The organism is Mesorhizobium silamurunense (assembly GCF_014843825.1).
Lineage (GTDB): Bacteria > Pseudomonadota > Alphaproteobacteria > Rhizobiales > Rhizobiaceae > Mesorhizobium > Mesorhizobium silamurunense.
On sequence record NZ_JHQR01000198.1, the window covers coordinates 1 to 24,951 of the forward strand.

A 24,951-nucleotide genomic window follows, 5' to 3' on the forward strand; every position below is an offset into this window, starting at 1 on the left:
CGACGCGCTGGCGCTGGCCGCCGGAGAGCTGGCCGGGGCGGCGGGCGCCATAGCCCGACAGCCGCACCAGCGAGAGCGCCTCTTCCGAAGCCTTCAGCCGCTCAGCCTTGCCGACGCCCTTGACCATCAGGCCGTAGGCGACATTGTCGAGCACATTCAGATGCGGGAACAGCGCGTAGTCCTGGAACACGGTGTTGACGTTGCGGCGGTAGGGCGGGACGCCCTCGGCACGCTCGCCGAAGATGGAGATCGAGCCTGCCGTCGGCTGCTCGAAGCCGGCGATCAGCCTGAGGCAGGTCGTCTTGCCGGAGCCAGACGGGCCGAGCATGGCGAAGAACTCGCCCGGCGCGATCTCGAGATCGACCGCGTCGACGGCGCGCACGCTGCCGAAATGGCGCGAGACTTGTTTGAAGGAAACGGCGGAGGTCATGGGCCCTGTCAGTCAGTTGCTGGTTGGTCTTTTGACGTCGCCTGCACCGCTTCGGATAGTAAAGCGGCTCGCTAGCTCGCGCGGCACCCTACCTCCCCCTTGTGGGGAGGTCGCGGCGCAGCCGCGGGTAGGGGTCTGATTGGCACGAAAACTGCCGCACTAACCCCACCCCGACGCTACGCGTCGACCCTCCCCACAAGGGGGAGGGTAAGGAAGATCACCGCCCGCCGATGACGCCGATATAGTCCGACACCCAGCGATAATAGGGCACGCACTGGTCGTTCTGGCTGGCGCATTTCGAGACCGGCGTCTTCCAGAACTTGATCTTGTCGAAATTGTCGTAGCCGTTGGTCTTGCAGCCCTCGTCGCCGAGCAGCTCATTGGCCTTGCAGGCGGCGGGCACCACCGGCAGCGAGCCGAACCAGGACGAGACGTTGCCTTGGACCTTGGGCGAGAGCGAGTGCTCGAGCCACATATAGGCGCAGTTCGGATGGGCGGCGTCCGCTTCCATCATGGTGGTGTCGGCCCAGCCGGTGACGCCCTCTTCCGGCACGGTCGAGGCGACCGGCTTCTTGGCGGCGACCAGCGTGTTCACCTGATAGGGCCACGAGCCGGAGGCTACCACGCCTTCGTTCTGGAAGTCGTCCACCTGGATCGCGGCATCGTGCCAGTAGCGGCCGACCAGCGTGCGCTGCGTGCGCAGCAGGTCGAGCGCCGCCTTGTACTGGTCTTCGTTGAGTTCGTACGGGTCCTTGATGCCCAGTTCCGGCTTGTGGAACATCAGATAGTTGGCGGCGTCCGCAATGTGGATCGGGCCGTCATAGGCCTGCACCCGGCCCTTGTTCGACTTGCCGTCGGGCAGCTTCATCTCCTCGAAGACGACGTTCCAGCTCTTGGGCGCTTCCTTGAAGACATCGGTGTTGTACATCAGGATGTTCGGGCCCCACTGGTAGGGAACGCCGTAATGCACCTTGTCGACGGTGAACCAGGGCGCCTCCTTCAGGCGGTCGTCGACCGTCTTCCAGCTCTTGATGAGGTCCGTGTTGATCGGCTGCACGCGCTTGCCGGCGACGAGGCGCAGCGAAGCATCACCCGAAGCCGTCACCAGGTCGAAGCCGCCCTCGTTCATCAGCGAGACCATCTCGTCCGACGTGTTGGCGGTCTTGACGTTGACCTTGCAGCCGGTCTCCTTCTCGAAAGCGGACACCCAGTCATAGTTCTTGTCGGTCTCGCCGCGCTCGATATAGCCCGGCCAGGCAACGATATTGAGCTCGCCCTCGCCCTTGCCGAGCTCCTTGACCTGGGCGATCGCCTGACCCGAGAAGGTCAGCGCAACCGTCAACGCCGTGCATGACTTCAGGAATGCATTCATCATCGATCTCCCATTTTGGCGCATGACCCCGAAACCGGTCCGGTTTTCGGAAAGGATCATGCGCAAACCTGAACGCCAGAGCTCTAACTGCCCTGACAGCCGCGTTCCCGAGCGGCTTTGTTTCCTGGGCGAAAGGTGCTGTGAAAAATCCGGTTTCGCAAATTCATTTATCAGAAAGGCGATATCGGATTTTCCGATAGATAATTCAGAGCCGCTGCCGGAACATGCGCTGCGACTGGGCAAGGCCGATGAAGTCGCGCGCGGCCTGCGGCAGACCGGAACCGCGGCGCCAGACCATGCCGACCTGGACCACCGGAAGCGAACCGGAGATATCGCGGGATTCGATGCGGTCGCCTTCCAGCGACCAGGGGCGGTAGACGAGATCGGGCAGGAGCGCCACGCCGGCCCCCGTGGCGACAAGGCTGCGCACCGCCTCGACGGAGCGGGTGCGGAAGGCGACATGGGGTCTCGCGCCAATCGCCGACAGCAGCTTGCCGGTGTTTTCCTCGATCTCGTCGACGGTGAGCATGATCAGCGGCTCGGACGCAATGTCGCCGATACTGATGATATCGGCGCTGGCGAGCTTATGGCTGAGCGGCAGCCAAAGCCGATAGGCCGAGACCTCGAGGATTTCGGACTGCAGCGCGGTGCGGTCGCGCAAATTCGAGGTGACCATGACGGCGATGTCGAGCTTGCCGCCGACCAGAAGGTGTTCGAGATAGTCGCCATTGTCCTCGATGGCTGAGACTTCGACGCTCGGATAGGCGCGGCGGTAGCGCGCCAGCAGGTCGGAGAGCACATAGCCGGCAACCAGCGAGGTGACGCCGAGCTGGAGCCGCCCGCCCGCCGTCAGTTGATCGCCGAGGAAGGCGCGACGCGCGTCGGAAACATCGGCCAGGATCTTTGTCGCGTGGCGCAGGAACTGGTGACCCTTGTGGGTGATGTTCAGGCCGCGCGGATGACGCTCGAACAGTTCGACGCCGAGATCGCTCTCCAGCTCCTTGATCGCCTCGGTGACCGAGGATTGCGAGATCGAAAGGTTCTGCGCGGCGCCGGAGACCGTGCCCTGCTCGGCGACGGCGACGAAGAACTGGAGTTGGCGGATGGTGAAGGCCATGGCCGAACTAAACACTGGCGCGGCATAGAAGGAAAGCCGGCGGTCGGCTTTGTCCGTGTCGCGCTCGAGCGGCTCACCGTTTCACGGAAACGTCGAGCCGCTCTATCTCTTTGCTTTGCGCAATTCCGGACGGAAAACCGCGACACACTTTTCCCGGAATTGCTCTAGGCCGCCGCAATGCTAAGCCGCGCTCCGGCCTGGCTGAGCGCGGCGGCGATGTCGCGCGGCGGCGACTGGTCGGTGGCAAGTTCGGAAAAACCGTCGAAGCCGCAGACCTGAACCAGCCCCTGCCGGCCGAACTTGGTATGGTCGGTGATGACCAGCGAGCGCTGGCCGCGCGACAGCACCATGCGGGCGAACTCGGCCTCCTCCAGCTCGTAGTCGGTCAGGCCCGCGACCGCGTCGACCGCGCCGATGGAGATCACGGCGTGGCTGACCGAGAAGCGGCTGACGAACTCGATCGCCGTGACGCCGAGGGCAGCGCCTGAATCGCTGCGCAATTCGCCGCCGGCCATATAGACCTTGTTGCCGTTCACGGTCGCCAGCGTGCGGGCGATGTCGGACGAGTTGGTGACCACCGTCAGCCGTCGATGGCCGAGCAGCTCGCGCGCCAGGAAGGACGTGGTGGTGCCGGTGTCGAGCATGATCGACTCGCCGTCGCGGATGGTGGCCGCGACCATTCGGGCAATCAGGCGCTTTGCCTCGGCATTCTCGCGCATGCGGCGTTCGAACGGCGCTTCTCCCGCCATCGACGGCAGGCTGACGGCGCCGTGCATCTTCAGGATCGATCCCTCGTCGGTGAGCGGCCTGACATCGCGCCGTACCGTCTCCAGCGACACGCCCAGGCGCTCGGCCAGGCTGGCAATGGTGATGGTGCCCTCCTCGTTGAGGAGCCGCAGGATCTCGCCATGCCGTTTCGAATGGATCATGTGGATATCCGGGAATTCTGACCGATTCTAAGGCATTCCTAGCGCTTTTAAAGGAATTGCTTATATTTTCGGGCAAAACACCCAAAAAAGGTCACAGCTTTTTATTGACAGCAACATCACGCTGGCGTGAGATTGGTGCAGTGACAGGCTCGGAACTGCCGCAGGAGGGTGATGGCAGAGCCGCAATCGACCGACCAGATTTTCTGGAACGTGCCTGGCGCGAGCTTTTTTCGAATCCGCGGGGGCGGATGCCGGGATCCTAAACCTGGCCAAGGGGCTCGTCGGTGCGGTGTGGGATATCGATCCCGGCGTTCCGCACCGACGAGGCTTTTTCTGTTCTCAATCATCGCTTTGTCAGAAACCGGTGCCTTGTCGAAAACCGGCTGAAGCAGGAACGAACCCGTGAGCGCCCCCGCAATCGCCGAAGACCGCATCCGCGCCCTGCCCTGCTGGAGCGGCAGCGTCGAGATCGAGCCGCTGCCGGGCGGCCTCAGCAACGCCAATTACGTCGTCACGGACGCCGCCGGACGGCATGTGGTGCGCTTCGGCCAGGACTTCCCGTTCCATCATGTCTTTCGCGAGCGCGAGGTGATGACGGCGCGGGCGGCGCATGCGGCTGGCTTCGCGCCGGCCGTGCATTATGCCGAGCCCGGAATTCTAGTGACAGAATTCCTCGGCGCGAGGACCTTCCTCGCCGAGGACGTGCGCGCCGATCTCGGCCGCGTGGCGGCGCTGTTGCGCGGCTTCCACCGCGAGATGCCCAACCACGTCTCCGGACCGGGTTTCATGTTCTGGGTGTTCCACGTCATCCGTGATTACGCCCGCACGCTGGACGAAGGCGGCAGCCGCAAGAAGGAGGAGCTGCCGCGCTATCTTACGCTAGCGGACGAGCTCGAACGGGCGCAGAAGCTTTTACCGATCGTCTTCGGCCACAATGATCTTTTGCCGGCCAACATCCTCGACGACGGTAAAAGGCTGTGGCTGATCGATTTCGAATATGCAGGCTTCAACACGGCCATGTTCGACCTCGCGGGCGCTGCCTCCAATGCCGGCATGAACGACGACGAGTCCTTCGCCTTCCTGACCGCCTATTTCATGAAGGAGCCGGATAGCGAAATCCGGCGGTCGCATGCCGCCATGCAATGCGCCTCGCTGCTGCGCGAGGCGATGTGGAGCATGGTCTCCGAACTCTATCTCGACGCGCCCGGCATCGACTACGTCGCCTATACCGAGGAGAACCTCGTGCGGCTCGACGCGGCGCTGGAAAACTACCGGACGAAATACGGAACAAAGCCATGACCTTGCCCAGCCATGCCGGGATCGTCGTCATCGGCGGCGGCATCATCGGCTGCTCGACCGCCTATCATCTGGCGCGCGACCACAAGGCCGAGGTGGTGCTGCTCGAACAGGGCAAACTGACCTCGGGCTCGACCTGGCACGCAGCCGGGCTGGTCGGGCAGTTGCGCTCCTCGGCTTCGATCACCCGCGTGCTCAAATATTCGGTCGAGCTCTACAAGGGCCTTGAAGCCGAAACCGGGCTGGCGACCGGCTGGAAGATGACCGGCTGTTTGCGGCTGGCGACGAACACCGACCGCTGGACCGAGTTCAAGCGGCTGGCGACCACCGCCAAGAGCTTCGGCATGGACATGCAGCTATTGTCGCCGGCCGAGGTGAAGCGCATGTGGCCGCTGATGGAAACCGGCGACCTCGTCGGCGCCTCCTGGCTGCCGACCGATGGCCAGGCGAGCCCATCCGACATCACGCAGTCGCTCGCCAAGGGCGCGCGCATGCATGGGGCAAAACTTTTCGAGGGCGTGCGCGTCACCGGCTTCGAGATGAAGGAGGGCCGCATCACCGCGGTGAAGACCGAAAAGGGCGACATCGCCTGCGACAAGGTGGTGAACTGCGCCGGACAGTGGGCAAGGCAGGTCGGCGCCCTGGCCGGCATCAACGTGCCGCTGCAGCCGGTCAAGCACCAGTATATCATCACCGAGAAGATCGAGGGGCTCGCCAACGACGCGCCGACGATCCGCGATCCCGACCGCCGCACCTATTTCAAGGAGGAGGTCGGCGGGCTGGTGATGGGCGGCTACGAGCCGAACCCGCAGGCCTGGACGACGGGGGACGTTCCCAACGATTGGGAGTTCCGCCTGTTCGACGACGACTACGATCACTTCGAGCAGCACATGGCCCAGGCGATCGAGCGGGTGCCGGCGCTGGCCAACGCCGGCGTCAAGCAGATGATCAACGGGCCGGAAAGCTTCACGCCGGACGGCAATTTCATCCTGGGCGTCGCGCCCGAATGCGCCAACATGTTCGTCGGCGCCGGCTTCAACGCCTTCGGCATCGCGTCCGGCGGCGGCGCCGGCTGGGTGCTGGCGCAATGGGTGGTCGACGGCGAGGCGCCGCTCGACCTCTGGGTGGTCGATATCAGGCGCTTTTCCGGCCTGCATCGCGACCGCGACTGGGTCCGCGACCGCACGCTGGAAGCCTATGGCAAGCACTACACGATCGGCTTTCCGCATGAGGAATATCTTTCCGGCCGGCCACGCATCGTCTCGCCGCTCTACGAGCGGCTGAAGACACACCGCGCCATATTCGGCTCGAAACTCGGCTGGGAGCGGCCGAACTGGTTCGCGCCGGAAGGGATCGAGCCTGAAGACATCTATTCGATGGACCGGCAGAACTGGTTTGCCCCGGTCGGCGACGAGCACCGCCATGTGCGCGAGAAGGTCGGCATATTCGACCAATCCTCCTTTGCTAAATTCGAGATGACCGGCGCCGACGCGCTGAAGGCGCTCGACTGGATCTGCGCCAACGACATCGACAAGCCGGTCGGGCGGCTGACCTACACGCAGCTTCTCAACACGCGCGGCGGCATCGAGGCGGACCTCACGGTGGCGCGGCTCGGCGAGGACCGGTTCTACATCGTTACCGGCACCGGCTTCCGAACACACGATCTTTCATGGATCGGCGACCATATCGGCCAGGGGCTCGACGCGACACTGAGAGACGTTACCGAGGATTTCGGCACGCTGTCGCTGATGGGGCCACGCGCTCGCGACGTGCTGTCGGCGGTGACGGGTGCGGATGTCTCGAACGCCGCCTTCCCCTTCGGCCACGCGCGCGAGATCGCGATTGCCGGCCACACCGTCCGGGCGCTGCGGGTGACCTATGTCGGCGAGCTCGGCTGGGAGTTGCATGTGCCGATCGCCGCCACAGGCGAAATTTTCGATGCGCTGATGGCGGCGGGAAAACAGCGTGACATCCGTCCCGTCGGCTACCGGGCGCTGGAATCGCTCCGGCTGGAGAAGGGATACCGCGCCTGGGGCTCCGACATCACGCCAAACGACACGCCGCAGGAAGCAGGTCTCGGCTGGGCGGTGAAGCTCAGGAAGAACACCGACTTCGTCGGACGGCGGGCGCTGGAGAACGCGGCCGGCAAGCCGCTGGCAAAACGCTTTGCCGGCTTCACGGTCGACGATCCGGAGGTCGTTCTGGTTGGGCGCGAGACGATCCTGCGCAACGGCGAGCCGGTCGGCTATCTCACCAGCGGCGGCTATGGCTACACGCTGGGCAAGAACATCGGCTACGGCTATGTGCGCAACGCCGACGGCGTCAGCGACGATTTCCTCGCCTCAGGGGACTGCGAGCTGGTCGTGGCGATGGATCGCACGCCGGCAAAAATCCATCTCGAGCCGATGTACGATCCGGCGGGAGAGAAAATTAGGGCTTAATCCAGGGAAAGCGGCTCAGCCGACGCGCAGCACCAGGCCACGGCTCGGCACCGTGTCGGCCTTGCCGGGCATCGAGGCATAGGGACGAGTCTCTTCGATGCGGGTAATGGCGCCCGTCGCCTCGAGCTCGCCGATCCGCTCCGCAAAGCCGGCCTGCCACAGCGTGTTCTTGACCGTCAGCACGATGATGCCGCCCGGGCGGCAGATGCGGATCAACTCGTCCAGGCCTTCGATCCCGACATGGCCCGAGGTGAACACGCCAGCCGAGACGATGCCGGCATAGGCGCCGTCGGCGAAGGGTAAGTCATCGCCGAGCGCCAGGCAATGCAGGGCCGTGTAGACGCCCTTCGCCCCTGCCTTGTCCAGCATGCCTTGCGAGATGTCGAGCGCCTCGACTTGTGGGTAACCGGTGATGGCCAGCCATTCGCCGATCAGGCCGGTGCCGGCGCCGGCATCGAGCAAAGGTTCGGCGCCGCGTGGCAGATGGCGGGCAAGCAGCGCCAGGCAGATCGTCGGGTGGCGATAGCCCGCCGCCGACATGTCGGCGTCATAGGTCTCGGACCAGCGGTCATAGATCGCCGCCACTTCCTCCGGCTGCGTCGCCGCGTACGCCGCGCCGAGCGCGCTGTTGTGCTTGCCGTCCGTCATTGCCGTTCCCGCCGCCGATTCGCGTCGTCCCATGGTAGCCAAGCGGCAAAAACTGTGGAACCGTTCCGCCGTAAAACATGGCGTGATGGTAAAGGGGGATGACGATGGACGAGGCGCGCGCGGCGCTGGCCGCCATTCCGGTGCTTGCCGGGTACGAGGGTCCGCTTGAGCGGCTGGGCGGCCTTACCAACCGTGTCTACAGGGCAGGCGGGCTCTGCCTGCGCATTCCCGGCAAAGGCACGGAGGAATATATCAACCGCGCCAACGAGGCGGTGGCGGCGCGCGAGGCGGCCAAGGCCGGCGTCAGCCCCGACGTGCTCTATGTCGATCCCGCGTCAGGCCTGATGGCGACACGCTTCATCACCGGCGCGGAAACAATGTCGCCGGAGAAATTCAAGGCCAGACAGGGCAGCCCGGCCCGCGCGGGCGAGGCCTTCCGCAAGCTGCATTTGTCCGGCGCCGTCTTTCCATTCCGCTTCGAGCTATTCGCGATGATCGACGACTATCTGAAGGTCCTGTCGACCAAGGATGTGGCGCTGCCCATCGGCTATCATGACGTGGTGCGCGAGGCCGCAGTGGTGCGAGAAGCACTTGCCGCCCATCCGATCCATCTCGCCGCCTGCCACTGCGATCCGCTCTGCGAGAACTTCCTCGATACTGGCGAGCGAATGTGGATCGTCGACTGGGAATATTCCGGCATGAACGATCCGCTGTGGGACCTCGGCGATCTCTCGGTCGAAGGCAAGTTCGATACGGGCCAGGACGAGGAACTGCTGCGCGCTTATTTCGGCGGCGAGGCGAAGCCGGCGGAGCGCGGCCGCGTCGTCATCTACAAGGCGATGTGCGACCTGCTCTGGACGCTTTGGGGGCTGATCCAGCTCGCCAACAACAATCCGGTCGACGATTTCCGCGCCTATGCCGACGGCCGCTTCGCCCGCTGCAAGGCGCTAATGGAGACGCCGGAGTTTTCACGGCACCTTGGAGCTGTGCGGGCTGGCTGAGCAGCGGAAAAATCCTGAGGTTCAGTTCACGCCCTTCGGCACGTTTTCCGGCGGCACGACGGTTTCCACCACCTTCTGGCGGTGGAAGATGAAGATGCCGGCGAGCACGACGATTGCCGAACCGGCGAGGATGCGCGGGCTCGGCACATCGCCGAAGAAAACCAGGCCAAAGACAATGGCCCACAGAAGCAGGCTGTAGTGCAACGGCGCCAGCGTCGAGGCAGGCGCCAGCTTGAGCGCCCTGGTGATCATCAGATGAGCGGCGCAGGAGACGACGCCGAGCAACAGCATGGCGCCGGAATCGAGCGCGGTCGGCGTGCGCCAGGCGCCGATGGTCAGCGCGCCGCCGACAATCAATGTGCCGATGGTCTGCCAGGTGACAAGCGTCGTGTCACTCGTTCCACGCAAACGCCGGCCGAGGATGATGGCGAAGCCAAAGGCGACGCTGCCGATCAGCGCATAGGTCGACGACAGCGAGAACGCCGCCGACGAGGGTTTGAGGATAATCAGCACGCCGCAGAAGCCGACCAGGATTGCCAGCCAGCGTCGCCAGCCGACCTTTTCGCCGAGCAAAAGATGCGAGAGCGCCGCGACATAGATCGGGCCGGCCATGTAGAAGCTCATCACGTCGGCGAGCGGCAGATAGACGACGGCGGCGTAGAACAGCCCGGTGTCGAGCGTCGTCGCCACCACACGCAGGAACTGCAGCAGCGGCCGTTCCATCTGAAACAGCTTGCCCGCGCCCTGGTTGGCGATCATCGGTCCAAGCACGAAGAAGGCGCCGATGGAGCGGATCAGCACCACCTCGCCGACCGAGAAGGAGGCGACCAGCCATTTGCCCATCGCGTCGTTCAGCGCGAACATGAAGTCGCCGGCCAGCATCAAGAGGATGCCGGCGAGCAGGACGTTCCTGATCGTAAAATTGCGCGCAACGGTCTGAACCATGCGGCTCCCTAGCTGCAAGCCGGCGGTTTGACGAGTGAAATTCGGGGAACCGGTAAGACCAGCGGCGGAAATCGGCTGGTTCTAGTAGCACTGTGCAGGGGCGTTGCGGTGATGCAGAAACTTTGAGAGGCCGGCGGGACAGCGCCCCCCTCTGCCCGGCCGGGCAGAGGGGGAAATGCTACAAATCTCACGTTGCACGCCGCATTCTTCGACCATGTCACGGCTTTGCGTGTCGCTTCGTCCCCTGCTCCACGCGGAGACACTAAGTGGACTTGTGCCGCCTGTTCACCTGCGCTGGGCGGCCGGCGATCGACAGCCGCGTTTCCTGCTTCGTCCGTTCCGCGACCACCTTGCCTCGGGCGATGACGCAAAGGCGTTCCGGGCGAAGACGTACCGCTTCGATGGCGTTGCCGGCATCGAGCACGACGAGGCTGGCCCGCTTGCCGACCGCAAGGCCGAGATGATCTAGGCCCATGATGGCGGCGTTGACGTTGGTGACCATGTCGAAACAGCGCGCCATGTCGGCCGGGCTCGACATCTGGGCGACGTGCAGGCCCATGAAGGCGACGTCGAGCATGTCGGCGGTGCCCAGCGAATACCAGGGGTCGAGCACGCAATCCTGGCCCCAGCCGACGCGGATGCCGAGCGCCAGCATCTCCTTCACCCGGGTCAGGCCGCGTCGCTTCGGAAAGGTGTCGTGGCGGCCCTGCAGCATGATGTTGATCAGCGGATTGGGGATCGCCGAGACGCCGGCTTCGGCAATCAGCGGCAAGAGCTTCGAGACATAGTAATTGTCCATGGAATGCATGGAGGTGAGGTGCGAGCCGGCCGCCCTGCCCTGCAGGCCGAGGCGCTGCGTTTCGTAGGCGAGCTGCTCGATATGGCGCGACAGCGGGTCGTCGGTCTCGTCGCAATGCATATCGACCATCAGACCGCGTTTGGCGGCGATCTCGCAGAGCTCCGTCACCGAGCGCGTGCCGTCGGCCATGGTGCGCTCGAAATGCGGGATGCCGCCGACGATGTCGACGCCCATATCCAGCGCGCGGATCGTATTCTCGCGCGCCGTCGGCGAGCGGTAGAGCCCATCCTGCGGAAAGGCGACCAGCTGCAAATCGATATAGGGCGCGACGGTCTTCTTCACGTCGAGCAGCGCCTCGACGGCGAGCAGCCGGTCGTCGCAGACATCGACATGGCTGCGGATGGCAAGCAGGCCCATCGACACCGCCCAGTCGCAATAGGCGAGCGCCCGGTCGCGCACGGCCTCATGCGTCAAGAGCGGCTTCAGCTCGCCCCAGAGCGCGATGCCTTCGAGCAGCGTGCCGGAAGCGTTGATGCGCGGAATGCCGTAGGAGAGCGTGGCGTCCATATGGAAGTGCGGATCGACGAAGGGCGGCGAGACAAGATCGCCGCGCGCGTCGATCTCGGTCCGTGCGGAGCCTTGCAACTGTGGCTCGATCGCCTGGATGGTCTCGCCGGTGATGCCGATATCGGCAATCCTGCCGTCCGGCAGCGTGCCGCCGCGCACGATGAGGTCGAAATCCATCTGTCGTCATCCCTCTCTAGAACCGGCCGTCATCATGGCCGAAAAGACATCCCACCGCAGCCGTTTCCTTGTCTTGACGGCGCATGGTTCCATCCGGCGGCAACTCGCTCTATAAGCCGCCTCGCGCCTTCGTGGCGAATCCGAAATCGCTCAAGCCAGGCATGGGATCGGCCGTTGTTTCGTTTCTTCCGCTCGACGGAGAACCAGCGCCTTGTCGCAAGGCTGGTGAAGGAATCCTTCCGGGAGCACAAATTCGGCTATGGCGCAGCCATTGTGTCGATGCTGGTGGTGGCCGCCATGACGGGCGCCAGCGCCTGGATCCTGAAGGAGATCACCAACGAATTCGTGGTCTACAAGAGAGCTGATCGCGTCAACCTGATTGCCGTTGGGGTGGCCGCGATCTTTCTGCTCAAGGGCCTCGCAACTTTTGTACAGTCCTATTTCATGAGCCGGGTCGGCAACGCGATCATCGCCGACCGACAGCGCAAGATCTATGACCGGATCCTCGCGCAAGGCATCGAGTTCTACCATTCGACCTCGTCGTCCGACCTGATCACCCGCATGACCAACAACGCGCAGGCCGCGCGCAGCGTGCTCGACCTCGTCGTAACGTCCTATGTGCGCGACCTGGTGACGTTGATCGTGCTGGTAGTGGTGATGGTTTGGGAGCAGCCGGCGCTATCGTTGATCTGCTTCGTCGTCGGACCGGTTGCGGTCTACGGCGTCAACCGCATCCTGAAACGTGTCCGACAGATCGCCAAGATGGAATTCCGATCGCTCGCCCAGATCGTGCATGTGATGCAGGAAACGGCGATCGGCGTGCGCGTCGTCAAATCCTTCAATCTCGAAGGCGCGATGCGCAAGCGCATGTACAAGGCAGTTGCCGACGTCGAGAACCGCGCCAACAACATTGCGACGCTCGAGGCGGCCACCAGTCCGGTGATGGAAACGCTTGCCGGTCTGGCGATCGCCGGCGCCGTCTTCGTCAGCGGATTCCTGGTGCTGGAAGGCGGCCAGATGCCGGGCAACATCATGGCCTTCATCGCGGCGCTGCTCCTGGCCTATGAGCCGGCAAAGCGCCTCGCTCGCGTACGCATTTCGCTGGAAACCGGCATCGTCGGCGTGCGCATGATGTTCCAACTCGGCGACCGGCCGCTGACGCTGGCCGAAAAGCCCAACGCCGAGCCGTTGCAGCCCGGTCCTGGCGAAATCCGGTTCGACAATGTCAGCTTCGCCTATCCGGAGAGCCCGCCGGTGTTCGAAGGTTTCAACCTGACGCTCGCGGCCGGCAAGATGACGGCGCTGGTCGGGCCTTCCGGCAGCGGCAAGTCGACGATCCTCAACCTGATCATGCGCATGTACGACCCGCAAAGCGGCAAGGTGGAGTTCGACGGCCAGGACATCTCCTTCGCCACGCTCGATTCGGTCAGGCAGAAGATCGCCTATGTCAGCCAGGATACTTTCCTGTTTGCCGGCACGATCATGCACAACATCCGCCTCGGCCGTGAGAATGCGACCGACGAGGACGTGATCGCCGCCGCCAAGGCGGCCAACGCGCATGACTTCATCAGCGCCATGGCCAAGGGCTATGAGACGGAGGTGGGCGAGAACGGCTCGCTGCTCTCCGGCGGCCAGCGCCAGCGCATCTCGATCGCGCGCGCCATGCTGCGCAATGCCGAGATCCTGCTGCTCGACGAAGCGACCAGCGCGCTAGACGCCGAGTCGGAGGCGCTGTTCCGCGACGCGCTGCAGCAGCTCACCGTCGGGCGCACGACGATCGTCATCGCGCACCGGCTGTCGACGGTGCACCAGGCCGACACGATCGTGGTGCTGGAGAACGGCAAGGTGCAGGAAAGCGGCCCGCACAAGACGCTGCTGAAGCAGGGTGGGTTGTATCAGAAGCTCTATGAGTATCAGCTGATGCCGTAGCGCGGGCTCTCCCTTCTCCCACTTGTGGGAGAAGGGGAGGTCGTACTGGCCTACTCCGGCACGCGCCGCACCGCGCCCTTGTCGGCGCTGGTGGCGAAGGCGGCGTAGGCGCGCAGCGCCGTCGTCACCTTGCGCTTGCGCTTTTCCGTCGGCTTCCACGCATCCGCGCCCTTTGCCGCCATTGCCTTGCGGCGCGCGTCGAGCTCCGCCTCGCTGACGGCGAGATGGATCCCGCGGTTGGGGATGTCGATCTCGATCGTGTCGCCTTCCTGAACCAGCCCGATCAACCCGCCCTCGGCCGCCTCCGGCGAGACATGGCCGATCGACAGGCCCGACGTGCCGCCGGAGAAGCGGCCGTCGGTGATCAGCGCGCAGGCTTTACCGAGGCCCTTCGATTTCAGATAGCTGGTCGGGTAGAGCATCTCCTGCATGCCGGGGCCGCCGCGCGGTCCCTCATAGCGGATGACGACGATGTCGCCCGCCTTGACCTCGTTGCCGAGGATCGCCTTGACGGAAGCGTCCTGGCTTTCGAAGACGCGGGCCGGGCCGGTGAATTTCAGGATCGACTCGTCGACGCCGGCGGTCTTCACGATACAGCCGTCGAGCGCCAGATTGCCCTTCAACACGGCGAGGCCGCCATCCTTGGAGAAGGGATGCTCGGCCGAGCGGATGACGCCCGTCTCGCGGTTCGTGTCGAGCTCGTCCCAGCGGCGGTCCTGGCCGAAGGCGACCTGCGTCGGCACGCCGCCGGGGGCGGCGCGAAAGAACTCGCGCACGTTCTCGGCGGAAGTGCGGGCGATGTCCCAATGGTCGAGCGCCTCGCCGAGGGAAGCAGTATGAACAGTCGGCAGGTCGCGGTTGATCAGCCCAGCCGCGTCGAGCTGGCCGAGGATCGCCATGATGCCGCCGGCGCGGTGGACGTCCTCCATGTGCACGTCGGCCTTGGCCGGCGCCACCTTGCAGAGCACCGGCACCTTGCGCGACAGCCGGTCGATGTCCTCCATGGTGAAGTCCACCTCGCCTTCGTGCGCGGCGGCGAGGATGTGCAGCACCGTATTGGTCGAGCCGCCCATGGCGATGTCGAGCGCCATGGCGTTTTCGAAGGCGCCCTTGGACGCGATGCTGCGCGGCAGCGCGCTGTCGTCCTCCTGCTCGTAATAGCGCTGGGCAAGATCGACGATCAGATGGCCGGCCTCGACGAACAGGCGCTTGCGGTCGGCGTGGGTGGCCAAAGTCGAACCGTTGCCCGGCAGCGAGAGCCCCAGCGCCTCGGTCAGGCAGTTCATCGAGTTCGCGGTGAACATCCCCGAGCAGGAGCCGCAGGTCGGGCAGGCCGAGCGCTCGATGACCTTGACGTCCTCGTCCGACACACGGTCGTCGGCGGCGGCAACCATGGCGTCGACCAGGTCGAGCGCCTGCGCCTTGCCGGCCAGCACCACCTTGCCGGCCTCCATCGGACCGCCTGAGACGAAGACGGTCGGGATGTTGAGGCGCAACGAGGCCATCAGCATGCCGGGCGTGATCTTGTCGCAATTGGAGATGCAGACCATGGCGTCGGCGCAATGCGCGTTGACCATGTATTCGACGGAGTCGGCGATCAGCTCGCGCGACGGCAGCGAATAGAGCATGCCGTCATGGCCCATGGCGATGCCGTCGTCGACGGCGATGGTGTTGAACTCCTTGGCGACGCCGCCGGCCTTCTCGATCTCGCGCGCGACGAGCTGGCCGAGATCCTTCAGATGCACATGGCCCGGCACGAACTGGGTGAAGGAATTGACCACGGCGATGATCGGCTTGCCGAAATCCGAATCCTTCATGCCGGTAGCGCGCCACAGGCCGCGGGCGCCGGCCATGTTGCGGCCATGGGTGGTGGTGCGGGAACGATAGGCAGGCATCGGATTGTCCTTGCTGGCTGGCCTCGCCAAGCGCGGCGCGGCGGCGCTGAATTTCAGTCGGCAGCGGTTATAGCGACCAAGGTCCGGCCTTGCCACAGTTTTGCACTGCGCCACGAATCTTCAGGAAAATTTGAAATCGCTGTCGGATCGCGCCCCGCCGGTCCGTCCTTGAGGCAGACGGCACGGAAACGGCACCAGATCGCCGGCGCGCCGTTTGAAGATGAAACCAACCTGAACAAGTCCGAGGAGCAAGACATGCAGAAGATCACCACCTTCCTGTGGTTCGACGGCCAGGCCGAGGAGGCCATGAACCATTACATCTCCATCTTCGAGAATTCGAAGGTGCTGAGCGTGACGCGCTGGCCCAAGGGCCATCCTCAGGAAGGCCAGGTACTGGTGGCCTCGTTCGAGCTCGACGGCGTGACCTTCCAGGCGCTGAACGGCGGGCCGCAATACAAGTTCACCGAAGCGATCTCGCTGTCGATCGACTGTAAGACGCAGGATGAAGTCGACCATTTCTGGACGAGACTCACCGAAGGCGGCGGCCAGCCCGGCCGCTGCAGCTGGCTGAAGGACAAGTTCGGCGTTTCCTGGCAGGTCGTGCCGGAGCAACTGCCGCGCCTGCTTCAGGACCCGGACAGGGCCAAGGCCGGCCGGGTCATGAGCGCGATGATGCAGATGGGCAAGATCGAGATTGACAAGCTGGAAGCGGCGGCGAAAGGCTGAGCGCCTTGCCTTCTCCCCTCATGTGAGGGAGAAGGCAGCGCCGCGCCTCAAGCCGCTTTGTCGCGCACCTGGTAATCCTTCACCGCAGCGAAGCGGATCGCTTTCCAGCGCTCGGCTTCGTAGTTGAGCGAGAAGGCGTGCTGGGCGAGGAACACCGGGTCGTTGTCGAGGTCGCGGGCGATGTCGCCGCGATGCGCTTCGATGAAGCGCTGAACCTCCGCCTTGTCGTCGGCCGAGATCCAGCGGCAGATGGAAAAGCGCGACATCTCGAAATCCACGGGAAGCGTGTATTCTATGTTCAGCCGCTCCTTGAGCACATCGAGCTGCAGCGCGCCGACGACGCCGACGATCGCCGGCGAGCCGTCCTCGGGCGAGAACAGCTGCACGACGCCTTCCTCGGCCATCTGGTGCAGCGCCTCCTTCAGCTTCTTGGCCTTCATCGCGTCGCCAAGGCGGACGCGGCGTAGGATTTCCGGCGCGAAGTTCGGCACGCCGCGGAACAGGATTTCCTCGCCTTCGGTCAATGTGTCGCCGATGCGCAGCGTGCCATGGTTGGGAATGCCGACGACGTCGCCGGCGAAGGCCTCGTCGGCGGTGACGCGGGTGCGGGCAAAGAAGAACTGCGGCGCCGACAGGCTCATCGGCTTGCCGGTGCGCATCAGCTTGGCCTTCATGCCGCGCTCGAGCTTGCCCGAGCAGACGCGCACGAAAGCGATGCGGTCGCGATGGTTGGGATCCATATTGGCCTGGATCTTGAAGACGAAGGAGGTCATCTTCTCCTCGGTCGCCTCGACCGTTCGTTCATCGGCTTCCTGCGCACGCGGCGGCGGCCCGTAGGCGCCGAGCGCCTCGATCAGATCGCGCACGCCGTAATTGCGCAGCGCCGACCCGAAATAGACCGGCGTCAGGTGACCCTCGCGAAAAGCGTCGACATCGAGCGGGCGGCAGGCCTCGCGCGCCAGCTCCAGCTCCTCGATGAAGTCGTTGCGCTCGTTTTCCGGCAAAAGGCCGGCGACGCGGTTGGAATCCGGGCCGTGGACCGGGGTGCGCTCCTTCTCGTCGTCGCTCTTGCGCACGGCGTTCTGCGCCAAGTGATAGGTGCCGGAAAAAGTCTTGCCGCGGCCGATCGGCCAGGTGACGGGTGCCGTGTCCAGCGCCAGCTTCTGCTCGATCTCGTCGAGGATCTCGAACGGGTCGCGGCTCTCGCGGTCCATCTTGTTGACGAAGGTGATGATCGGGATGTCGCGCAGTCGGCAGACCTCGAACAGTTTCAGCGTGCGCGGCTCGATGCCCTTGGCGGCGTCTATGACCATGACGGCCGAGTCAACCGCCGATAGCGTGCGATAAGTGTCGTCGGCGAAATCCTCGTGGCCGGGCGTGTCGAGCAGGTTGAAGACATTGTCGTCATATTCGAAGGTCATCACCGAGGTGACGACCGAGATACCGCGCTCGCGCTCGATCTTCATCCAGTCCGACCGGGTCTGGATGCGGTCTTTCTTCGCCTTGACCTCGCCGGCAAGCTGGATGGCGCCGCCGAACAGAAGCAGCTTTTCGGTGAGCGTGGTCTTGCCGGCGTCGGGGTGCGCGATGATCGCGAATGTGCGGCGGCGCGCAACCTCTTCAGGTATGGTCTCGGGCATTTCTTCCAGGAGTTCCGTGTGACAGGCGGCGCTTCTACCAGCGCTGCGGCGGCCTGTCGACATGGGCGGGAGAAGACCTCGGCCCTGCCACCCCTGCTCAGGCCAGTTCGGCCATGCTTTTCGCACTCGCGATCTCCGGCAGCCAGCCGGCGATGGCGCTGCCGATGGCGTCTGGATGGTCTTCCTGCAGATAATGGGCGCCCGGGCCCAAATTGATGAAGCGGCAGTTCTTCAGCCCCGCGGCGAATTGCTGAGCCCCCTGCGGCGAGATCAGAGCACCGGGATCGCCCGCGAGAAGCAGTTTTGGATAGGAGGAGAGCCGCAGCGCCCGGTGATCGTGCTCGCTTATGGCGGCGACGTCGGCGGGCTGGCCTTCGATCGGTAATTCCCGTGGCAGGCGCAGCACCGGCTTGCGCGACTGGGTTGTCGAAAACGGCGCCCGGTAAGCGGCCATTTCCTCCCCGCGCATCGGCCGCAACACGGAAGCCGGCAGCACTTTCTCGACGAAGACGTTCTCCTCCAGCACCAGCTTCTCACCGACGCCGGGCGTGCGCAGCGCCTTGAACAGCTCGCGTGCCTGCGGGCGCTGATGGAAATCCTCCCAGCGCTCGAAGGGCCGGATGAATTCCATGAAGGCAAGTCCCAGAATGCGCTGTGGCCGCCTTGCCGCGAGATGGAACGCAAGCGCGGTGCCCCAGTCCTGGGCGACGATCACCAGATCCTTGATGTCGAGAGCCTCGAGGAAGGCGTCGAGATAGCGGACGTGATCGAAGAAGCGGTAGTCGATGTCGGGCTTGCCCGACTGACCATAACCGATCAGGTCCGGCGCGATGCAGCGGCCGACCTGCGCGACATGCGGAATGATGTTGCGCCAGATGTATGAGGAGGTCGGGTTGCCGTGCAGGAACAGCACAGCCGGACCGGCCACGCCGGCCTCAAGATAGGAGATGGTGGAATCGAGCACGGCGACTTGTGAACGCCGCAGGGCGGCAGCGCCGGTCCGTTGTCCGTCAGTTTTCGAATTCATCACGCTTTCTCCTTCCCAAACACGGTGCCGAAGACGATCTTCTTGAACCGCTCGAGCGGCTCCGGATTGCGCTCGACCTTCATGCGCAGCATTGCGCCCTGCCAGGACGACAACAGGAAATCGGCGAGGTCCTCGGCATCGAATGAGTTGGTGATCTCGCCCGCCGCCTGACCCTCGGCGATGCAGGCCGCGAATGGCTGGCGCCAGCGCTCGAAAATGTCGACCAGCCGCAGCCTGAGCGGCTCGCTGTGAACCGCCGTCTCAAGGCTGAGATTGCCGATCATGCAGCCGCGCGCCCAGTCATGAGCTTCGAGCTTTGAGGTGATGACGTCGAGATAGCGGCGCAGCCTGCCGGCGGGCGGCGTGCCGTCGTTTGCCAGTGCTTTTTCGACCAGCCCGCTGACATAGGTGAAATAGCGCTCCAGCACCTCGCCGGCGAACTCTTCCTTCGAGGCAAAGTGATTGGTGAAGGAGCCCGGCCGGGCACCGGCCGCAGCGACGATGTCGCGCACGCCGGCCGCCGAGTAGCCATAATTCCAGATCGTCCGGAAGCCGGCGTCGAGAAGGTTTTCGCGAAGGGATTGTCTAGCCATTCGTGGATAATACGTACGTACGTATTTATGTCAAGCTCGTAGGTTTGCGGTGGCGAACTCATCGCAGCATGAAGGAGAACAGCGTGGCGACTTGTGTCGTCAGCGCCGGCATTGTCGGCGTGAGCGTCTGGCTAAAGCGGGCGCCCTGGAGCGGTAGTCGCTGGAACCTGCCAATGGCGAAGAACTCCGTCCTCTCAATTCACGCACTACCGTCCTCGCTGCGGCCGAACCTGGTGATCGACCGAATTTCGGGGCGCTCGATGCCGATGTCGCGCAGCAGATAATCCGGCAACTCGTCCAACCTGGCGCGGTCCCTGCGAATGCGGACGATGCGAGCAAGCAAACCTCTGCTGGAATGGCAGATTTCGAGGATCGCCGCGAAGAAGCGCCCGGGCGCAGATTGATGAGCCGTGAGCTGCTGCCCAAGGATAGTCATGGTCGTATCTTCCTTCTGTTTTGAACGATGGAATCGGGAGGGCCAGTGCTGGCCCTCCCGAAAGGCTGTACCGATAAGAGGTCAGGACAGATCGTGCTCGCAGTTGATTGCCGACGACCCGTCCCTCTCCGTCAGGCGGCGGCATAAGCCGTCGTCGGATCGAACAGGCGCTTCACCTGCGTGATCTTGGTTGCCGGGAAGCCGCTCATCTTGGCGTGGCGCAGGATGATCGCTTCGTCCTTGGCGAGGTAGACGCAGAACGTCTTGTCGTCCGCCACGAAGGACTCCACCCACTGAATGTCCGGGCCGAGCTCGGCAAGAACGGCGTTCGAGGCCTTGGAGGCGTCGCGAAGTTGCTCGCGCTCGAAGGTGCCGACCTTGGGGATTTCCCGTTCGATGATGTATTTCTGCATTTCGCAATCTCCTTGATCTGAGGTTCAAATGCCTCCGGACGCTCAACCAGGTCGGTGCCGGTGACATCCCCGGGGCCGCTGAGCTAAACTGCAGCCTGGCCCGCCGGGCAGATGGAGAATTACGGAAGAAGCGGCCAACAGTCCTTACGCCGGCCTTATCTTCTTCTGATCCTTTGCCTATTGCCGTTACGGGGGTAGCTGCCGATGGGAATTTATTGCTTCGGCGACTTCGAGCTGAACGAGGACTCCCGTGCCCTTCGTCTCGTCGGAAGGGAGATCGAGGTGCAGCCCTTGGTCTTCGATTTCCTCGCCATTTTGCTGCGGCATCAGGACCGGGCCATGAGCAAGGACGAGTTGCTTGAAACGCTGTGGCCGGGCGTGACCGTGACCGAAGCTTCGTTGCAGCGCGTGGCGAGCCTGGCTCGCGGCATTCTTCGGCAGGGCGGCATGGAAACGGCGCTACGCAACCTGCCCCGTTTCGGCTACCGCATTTGCCTCGATCAATTGCCCGCTTCGGAAAACCGGGCTGCCCAGGCCGATGCGGGCGGCAAGCCTTGGAACCCTGGTTTGCCAATCCTGACGGCGCGCGCGGCCGTTGCGGGCAGAAAATGGCAGGAGGCGGCCGCCTCCTTCGCAAAAGCGGATGCCGCCGACGAACTGCTGACGGCCGATCTCGAGGAATGGGCCTTGGCGCTGGAATGCATGGGGCGGCCGGCTGAAGCCATCCCGCTCCTGGCGCGTGCGGTGACTGCCTACGGCGTGGCCGGCGAGCGTTTGCGCGCAGCCTCCCCGGCAATCACCCTGGCCAGGATCCATCTCGAGAGAGGAGAGCTTGCCGTCGCCAAGGGCTGGCACAAACGCGCCGCGCAGCTGATCGATAGCGCTACCGACAGCAGGGAGCACGGCCTGTGGTGCTGGATGGGCGCGCGCATCATGGGCACGGAAGCCGAGCCGGAGCAGGCGCTTGCGCTCGCCGAGCAGGCCTTCGCAGTCGGCAGGGATCTCGAAGATCCGGTCGTGGAGTCGCTCGGGCTGATCTATCGCGGCTTCTTCAAGCTCTGTCTCGGTGAAACCAAATCCGGGCAGGAAGATCAGGATTTTGCCGCCGCGCTCGGTCTCTCCAGCGACGTGGATCCGGTCGTCGGCGGCATTTTGTACTGCAACATTCTCTGGGCCTGCCGGAATTTCGGCGACTGGGCAAGAGCCAACCAATGGACCCTCGGCTATGAGGACTGGTGCAGGGGACACGGACTTGAGGATCTGTCGGGTTCCTGCCGGCTGCATCGTGCCGAAGTGCTCGGCGTTCACGGCACCCTGAAGGAGGCTGAAGCGCTTGTGCGCGCCGCCCTCGACCAGCTCGCGCTCGACGCCCCCTGGGCGACGGGCGATGCGCTGCGTGTTTTGGGCGACATTCATCTCGCCGCCGGTGATCTCGTCGAGGCGGAAACGGCCTATCGCGCGTCTCATGCCGCCGGCTGGGATCCGCAGCCTGGACTCGCGCTGCTGCAACTCGAGCAAGGACAGGCGGAAGCCGCCTTCAGCGCTCTCGAGCGCTCCCTGGTCGGGAACGGCTGGCCGACACTGCAGCGGCGAGGCATGGTCCTTGCCACTCTCGCCAAGGTGGCGGCGCGCACCAACCGGCGCGGGCGCGCGAAAGAGGTCATCGCCGAATTGGAGACCCAGCCGCAGCGCTGGCCGATGGCCTCCATCCGGGCGCTGACCGCCGAGGCCAAGGCAGAGCTGTTCATACAGGAAGAGCGCCTCGCCGAGGCTGTTCGGGAGCTGCAGACCGCATGCTCGCGCTGGAACGAGATCGGCTCGCCGATCAATGCCGCCGACGCCAGGCTTTCGCTCGCTGCGCTGCTCATTCGGCTCGGCGATCATACCGGCGCGGAGCTGGAGCTCGGCACCGCTTTGGCGGTTGCAAATAGGGTCGACTCCTCACGGCTCATGCGGCGCGGCGAAGAGCTGAAGGGCCTGCTTGCCGGGACGCAGAAGGCAGCGGTGGGCAGCGTGTAGCCGCTTCTTACTTGAGGTTCGGCCGGCGCGATGGCATGACGGGGAAAATCTCCCCGAAGGTCCAGCATGAGCAGCGCAAAACAAGTCATCGTCATCGGCGCCGGCATCATCGGCGCGTCGATCGCCCGGCATCTGACGAAAGCCGGAGCGCGGGTGACGGTCGTCTCGACAAGCGGCGCCGGCGGTGTCGCGACGCCGAATTCCTTCGCCTGGATCAATGCCAGTTGGGGCAACCCCGAAACCTATTTCCGGCTTCGCATCCGCGCCATGGCCGAGTGGACACGGCTGGCGAAGGACTTGCCGGGATTGCCGCTTGCCTGGTGCGGCGGCCTATGCTGGGACCTGCCGTCGGACAGGCTCGAAGCCTATGCGGCCGAGCATTCGTCCTGGGGCTACGGCATCGAGCGGATCGGCCGCGAACAGGCGGCGCGCATCGAGCCCAACCTGGCGGAGCTTCCCGATTTTGCGCTTTATGTCGCCGAGGAAGGCGTGGCTGAGCCGGTGGCTTGCGTAAAGGCGCTGCTGGCGGATGCCGAAGAGCGCGGCGCGCGGATCGTCGTGGGAACCATCGATACACTGACCCTATCCGGCGCCAAAGTCACCGGCGTCGTCGTTTCGGGTGAAACCATCGCCGCCGACGAGGTGGTGATCGCCGCCGGCGCCGGCGCTCCGGCGATCGCCGCGGCGGCCGGCATCGAGCTGCCGATCGAGACGCCGTCAGGCCTGATCGTGCATTCGCGCCCCTATAGGAAGCTGCTCAACGGGCTGGTGCTGGCCGAGAAGCTGCATATGCGGCAAACGGCGGAAGGCCGCATCATCGCCGGCTCGGATTTCGGCGGCGGCGATCCGGGCGACAATCCTGACGCCGCCGCGCGCGAGCTGCTTGCAACGATGCAGGCGATGCTGCGCGGCGCCGATGGGCTGGAGTACGACTTTCACACGGTCGGCTACAGGCCTACTCCGATCGACGGGTTTCCGATCGTCAGCCGCGCCGACGGCATCGGCGGCCTATACATCGCCGTCACGCATTCCGGCATCACGCTGGCGCCCGCCGTCGGGCTGTTTGCTGCCAACGAAATCCTCGACGGCGAGCGCGATGCGTTGCTCGCGCCTTATGCATTGTCGCGTTTCGCTCAGTAGCCTGGCGGCCGGCGAAACCCGCCGGTCAACGGCGCGATTGCCGCCGCGATGCCGAGCAGCCGCGCTTCCGACCAATGCCTGCCGACGAGCTGCAGCCCGATGGGCAAGCCGTTGCCGTCCTGCCCGCAAGGAAATGCGAGCGCCGGATGGCCGGAATAGTTGAAGACCGCGCCATGGGCCGGCAGCATCCAATAGCTCTCGTCCTTGCCGTTGACCGTGAGCAGCCCCCCCGGCTTGCAATGCGGAAAGGCCGTGGTCATCGCGACCGGGCAGAGCAAGGCGTCGCAGCTTTCGAAGAAGCGCTCCCAGGCAAGGATCGACCGGTCGCGGCGGGCGAGCGCGGCGAACCAGCGCGACACCGGCGTCGGCTGCTTCGGCGGCTCCGGTTGTGCTGCCTCCAGCATCATGCCGATCAACTTGCCGCCCTCGGCGAGATCGTCATGCAGGTCGAGCCTTGGCAGCCTTGCGTCCTCGACGCTCGCCCCAGCTGATGTGAGTTGCGCGGCCAGTCTTTCGACCGCAGCGCTGATCTCGGCGGCCACCGGAAAGCCGGGGAAGGCGCTGGCAAAAGCGATGCGGAGCGATTTCAGTTCTAGCTTCGGCATCGGATCAACCGGCACCGGCGCGAGATCGGCGTCGGCTCCGTCCGGACCGGCAATGATTTGGTGGATCAGCGCCAGATCCTCGAGGTTGCGCGCCAGAGGGCCGGGACAGGACATCAAGCGGACGCTCCGCGGAATGCCGCCCGGATCGGGAAAAGCGCCGGCCAGCGAGACGCGATGCTCGGTCGGCTTCAGGCCATAGACGCCGCAAAAGGCGGCGGGCAGGCGGATGGAGTCCTGCATATCGGTGCCGACCTCGAACGGCGTCATGCCTGTTGCAACCGCCGCGGCTGCGCCACCACTGGAGCCGCCGGCCGTGCGTGACGAATCCCACGGATTGCTGGTGCGGCCGAACAAAGGATTGTCCGACTGCCAGTCGCCCAGCATGGTGGCGACATTGGTTTTGCCGACCAGTACGCCGCCGGCTTTCTTCAGCCGGGCGACGACAGGACTGTCCTCTCTCGCCACATAGTCGGCAAAGGGTGGGAAACCGGCGGTCGTCTTCATTCCCGCCGTCTCGTGCGCGTCCTTCAGCGTAAATGGCACGCCGTGCAGCGGCCCAAGTGTATCGCCTCGTGCCAGGGCCCTATCCGCCTGCCTGGCGCGCTCGATGGCTCCCTTTTGATCAAGCGTCACGACCGCGTTGACCGCGCCGTTGCGCCTGTCGATCTGCGCAAGATGCGCATCGAGAGCTTCCACCGCCGAGATGTCTCGCGCGGCGATCGCGGCGGCGAGTTCGATGGTCGAGGAAAACACAATATCCATGGCGAGCGCTCCGTCTGCCTCTCGCGCCTGTCCATCAACATGGC

The 24,951-nt window shown here is 64.5% G+C and carries 21 protein-coding genes; 7 read left to right on the top strand and 14 right to left on the bottom strand.

Annotation, left to right across the window (positions count from 1 at the left end):
• From DH10_RS22095 to DH10_RS22110, 4 genes are all read right to left on the bottom strand, one after another.
• Positions 1–430 (bottom strand): ABC transporter ATP-binding protein (locus DH10_RS22095; protein ID WP_192385314.1); only part of this gene is annotated, 430 nt, incomplete at its 3' end.
• 217 nt (positions 431–647) lie between these two features.
• Entirely contained in the window at positions 648–1,802 is a 1,155-nt protein-coding gene (locus DH10_RS22100; RefSeq protein WP_192385315.1) for an ABC transporter substrate-binding protein, read from the bottom strand.
• Positions 1,803–2,007: 205 nt separating this feature from the next.
• The gene (locus DH10_RS22105) at positions 2,008–2,919 is read right to left on the bottom strand and encodes a LysR family transcriptional regulator (protein WP_192253524.1); all 912 of its coding nucleotides are present in this window, start codon (positions 2,917–2,919) and stop codon (positions 2,008–2,010) included.
• 164 nt (positions 2,920–3,083) lie between these two features.
• Entirely contained in the window at positions 3,084–3,848 is a 765-nt protein-coding gene (locus tag DH10_RS22110) for a DeoR/GlpR family DNA-binding transcription regulator (RefSeq protein ID WP_192253438.1), read from the bottom strand.
• 402 nt (positions 3,849–4,250) lie between these two features.
• On the opposite strand from DH10_RS22110, the gene DH10_RS22115 reads away from it, so the two are divergent.
• Both DH10_RS22115 and DH10_RS22120 read left to right on the top strand, forming a co-directional pair.
• Complete coding sequence (locus tag DH10_RS22115; protein WP_312891303.1) at positions 4,251–5,147, top strand: phosphotransferase; 897 nt, start codon at positions 4,251–4,253, stop codon at positions 5,145–5,147.
• The gene (locus DH10_RS22120; protein WP_192253441.1) at positions 5,144–7,585 is read left to right on the top strand and encodes a GcvT family protein; all 2,442 of its coding nucleotides are present in this window, start codon (positions 5,144–5,146) and stop codon (positions 7,583–7,585) included. Before DH10_RS22115 ends, DH10_RS22120 begins: the two co-directional genes overlap by 4 nt.
• A gap of 15 nt (positions 7,586–7,600) precedes the next feature.
• Here the strand turns inward: DH10_RS22120 and DH10_RS22125 are convergent, their stop codons facing one another.
• Positions 7,601–8,233, bottom strand: coding sequence for a class I SAM-dependent DNA methyltransferase (locus tag DH10_RS22125; RefSeq protein ID WP_192253444.1), 633 nt, complete (start codon positions 8,231–8,233; stop codon positions 7,601–7,603).
• Between the two features lie 98 nt (positions 8,234–8,331).
• On the opposite strand from DH10_RS22125, the gene DH10_RS22130 reads away from it, so the two are divergent.
• Positions 8,332–9,234, top strand: coding sequence for a phosphotransferase family protein (locus tag DH10_RS22130; RefSeq protein WP_192253447.1), 903 nt, complete (start codon positions 8,332–8,334; stop codon positions 9,232–9,234).
• Positions 9,235–9,255: 21 nt separating this feature from the next.
• Here the strand turns inward: DH10_RS22130 and DH10_RS22135 are convergent, their stop codons facing one another.
• Complete coding sequence (locus DH10_RS22135) at positions 9,256–10,179, bottom strand: DMT family transporter (RefSeq protein ID WP_192253450.1); 924 nt, start codon at positions 10,177–10,179, stop codon at positions 9,256–9,258.
• A 262-nt stretch (positions 10,180–10,441) separates the two neighbouring features.
• A complete protein-coding gene (locus DH10_RS22140; RefSeq protein ID WP_192253453.1) occupies positions 10,442–11,722 on the bottom strand; it encodes an amidohydrolase family protein in 1,281 nt (426 codons plus the stop codon).
• Between the two features lie 174 nt (positions 11,723–11,896).
• On the opposite strand from DH10_RS22140, the gene DH10_RS22145 reads away from it, so the two are divergent.
• The gene (locus DH10_RS22145; RefSeq protein ID WP_192253456.1) at positions 11,897–13,651 is read left to right on the top strand and encodes an ABC transporter ATP-binding protein; all 1,755 of its coding nucleotides are present in this window, start codon (positions 11,897–11,899) and stop codon (positions 13,649–13,651) included.
• Between the two features lie 50 nt (positions 13,652–13,701).
• On the opposite strand, the gene ilvD is transcribed toward DH10_RS22145, so the two are convergent.
• Complete coding sequence (gene ilvD, locus DH10_RS22150; RefSeq protein ID WP_192253459.1) at positions 13,702–15,546, bottom strand: dihydroxy-acid dehydratase; 1,845 nt, start codon at positions 15,544–15,546, stop codon at positions 13,702–13,704.
• 255 nt (positions 15,547–15,801) lie between these two features.
• Here ilvD and DH10_RS22155 point away from each other — a divergent pair, with 255 nt between their 5' ends.
• A complete protein-coding gene (locus DH10_RS22155) occupies positions 15,802–16,272 on the top strand; it encodes a VOC family protein (RefSeq protein ID WP_192253462.1) in 471 nt (156 codons plus the stop codon).
• A 47-nt stretch (positions 16,273–16,319) separates the two neighbouring features.
• Here DH10_RS22155 and DH10_RS22160 read toward each other — a convergent pair whose 3' ends face one another.
• The 5 genes from DH10_RS22160 to DH10_RS22180 form a co-directional block, all read right to left on the bottom strand.
• A complete protein-coding gene (locus DH10_RS22160) occupies positions 16,320–17,912 on the bottom strand; it encodes a peptide chain release factor 3 (RefSeq protein WP_192385316.1) in 1,593 nt (530 codons plus the stop codon).
• A gap of 97 nt (positions 17,913–18,009) precedes the next feature.
• Positions 18,010–18,939, bottom strand: a complete 930-nt coding sequence (locus tag DH10_RS22165) for a haloalkane dehalogenase (RefSeq protein ID WP_192253468.1) — start codon at positions 18,937–18,939, stop codon at positions 18,010–18,012.
• A complete protein-coding gene (locus DH10_RS22170; protein WP_192253471.1) occupies positions 18,939–19,532 on the bottom strand; it encodes a TetR/AcrR family transcriptional regulator in 594 nt (197 codons plus the stop codon). Before DH10_RS22170 ends, DH10_RS22165 begins: the two co-directional genes overlap by 1 nt.
• Before the next feature lie 199 nt (positions 19,533–19,731).
• Positions 19,732–19,968, bottom strand: coding sequence for a DUF1127 domain-containing protein (locus DH10_RS22175; RefSeq protein WP_192253475.1), 237 nt, complete (start codon positions 19,966–19,968; stop codon positions 19,732–19,734).
• 131 nt (positions 19,969–20,099) lie between these two features.
• A complete protein-coding gene (locus DH10_RS22180; RefSeq protein ID WP_192253479.1) occupies positions 20,100–20,381 on the bottom strand; it encodes a DUF4242 domain-containing protein in 282 nt (93 codons plus the stop codon).
• Positions 20,382–20,585: 204 nt separating this feature from the next.
• On the opposite strand from DH10_RS22180, the gene DH10_RS22185 reads away from it, so the two are divergent.
• Positions 20,586–22,400: a winged helix-turn-helix domain-containing protein gene (locus tag DH10_RS22185; protein WP_192253482.1), complete on the top strand. Its 1,815-nt coding sequence runs from the start codon at positions 20,586–20,588 to the stop codon at positions 22,398–22,400.
• A 66-nt stretch (positions 22,401–22,466) separates the two neighbouring features.
• Positions 22,467–23,540, top strand: coding sequence for an NAD(P)/FAD-dependent oxidoreductase (locus DH10_RS22190; RefSeq protein WP_192253485.1), 1,074 nt, complete (start codon positions 22,467–22,469; stop codon positions 23,538–23,540).
• Here DH10_RS22190 and DH10_RS22195 read toward each other — a convergent pair.
• Complete coding sequence (locus DH10_RS22195; RefSeq protein WP_192253488.1) at positions 23,534–24,907, bottom strand: amidase; 1,374 nt, start codon at positions 24,905–24,907, stop codon at positions 23,534–23,536. The two genes, DH10_RS22190 and DH10_RS22195, sit on opposite strands and share 7 nt — an antisense overlap.
• Positions 24,908–24,951: the final 44 nt, after the last annotated feature.

Coding starts and splice junctions, on each gene's coding strand:
- DH10_RS22130 (WP_192253447.1), top strand. CDS start 8,332: ATGACGATGGACGAGGCGCGCGCGGCGCTGGCCGCCATTCCGGTGCTT.
- DH10_RS22180 (WP_192253479.1), bottom strand. CDS start 20,381: ATGCAGAAATACATCATCGAACGGGAAATCCCCAAGGTCGGCACCTTC.
- DH10_RS22160 (WP_192385316.1), bottom strand. CDS start 17,912: ATGCCCGAGACCATACCTGAAGAGGTTGCGCGCCGCCGCACATTCGCG.
- DH10_RS22140 (WP_192253453.1), bottom strand. CDS start 11,722: ATGGATTTCGACCTCATCGTGCGCGGCGGCACGCTGCCGGACGGCAGG.
- ilvD (WP_192253459.1), bottom strand. CDS start 15,546: ATGCCTGCCTATCGTTCCCGCACCACCACCCATGGCCGCAACATGGCC.
- DH10_RS22195 (WP_192253488.1), bottom strand. CDS start 24,907: ATGGATATTGTGTTTTCCTCGACCATCGAACTCGCCGCCGCGATCGCC.
- DH10_RS22185 (WP_192253482.1), top strand. CDS start 20,586: ATGGGAATTTATTGCTTCGGCGACTTCGAGCTGAACGAGGACTCCCGT.
- DH10_RS22100 (WP_192385315.1), bottom strand. CDS start 1,802: ATGAATGCATTCCTGAAGTCATGCACGGCGTTGACGGTTGCGCTGACC.
- DH10_RS22120 (WP_192253441.1), top strand. CDS start 5,144: ATGACCTTGCCCAGCCATGCCGGGATCGTCGTCATCGGCGGCGGCATC.
- DH10_RS22165 (WP_192253468.1), bottom strand. CDS start 18,939: ATGAATTCGAAAACTGACGGACAACGGACCGGCGCTGCCGCCCTGCGG.
- DH10_RS22155 (WP_192253462.1), top strand. CDS start 15,802: ATGCAGAAGATCACCACCTTCCTGTGGTTCGACGGCCAGGCCGAGGAG.
- DH10_RS22105 (WP_192253524.1), bottom strand. CDS start 2,919: ATGGCCTTCACCATCCGCCAACTCCAGTTCTTCGTCGCCGTCGCCGAG.
- DH10_RS22175 (WP_192253475.1), bottom strand. CDS start 19,968: ATGACTATCCTTGGGCAGCAGCTCACGGCTCATCAATCTGCGCCCGGG.
- DH10_RS22125 (WP_192253444.1), bottom strand. CDS start 8,233: ATGACGGACGGCAAGCACAACAGCGCGCTCGGCGCGGCGTACGCGGCG.
- DH10_RS22170 (WP_192253471.1), bottom strand. CDS start 19,532: ATGGCTAGACAATCCCTTCGCGAAAACCTTCTCGACGCCGGCTTCCGG.
- DH10_RS22135 (WP_192253450.1), bottom strand. CDS start 10,179: ATGGTTCAGACCGTTGCGCGCAATTTTACGATCAGGAACGTCCTGCTC.
- DH10_RS22110 (WP_192253438.1), bottom strand. CDS start 3,848: ATGATCCATTCGAAACGGCATGGCGAGATCCTGCGGCTCCTCAACGAG.
- DH10_RS22190 (WP_192253485.1), top strand. CDS start 22,467: ATGAGCAGCGCAAAACAAGTCATCGTCATCGGCGCCGGCATCATCGGC.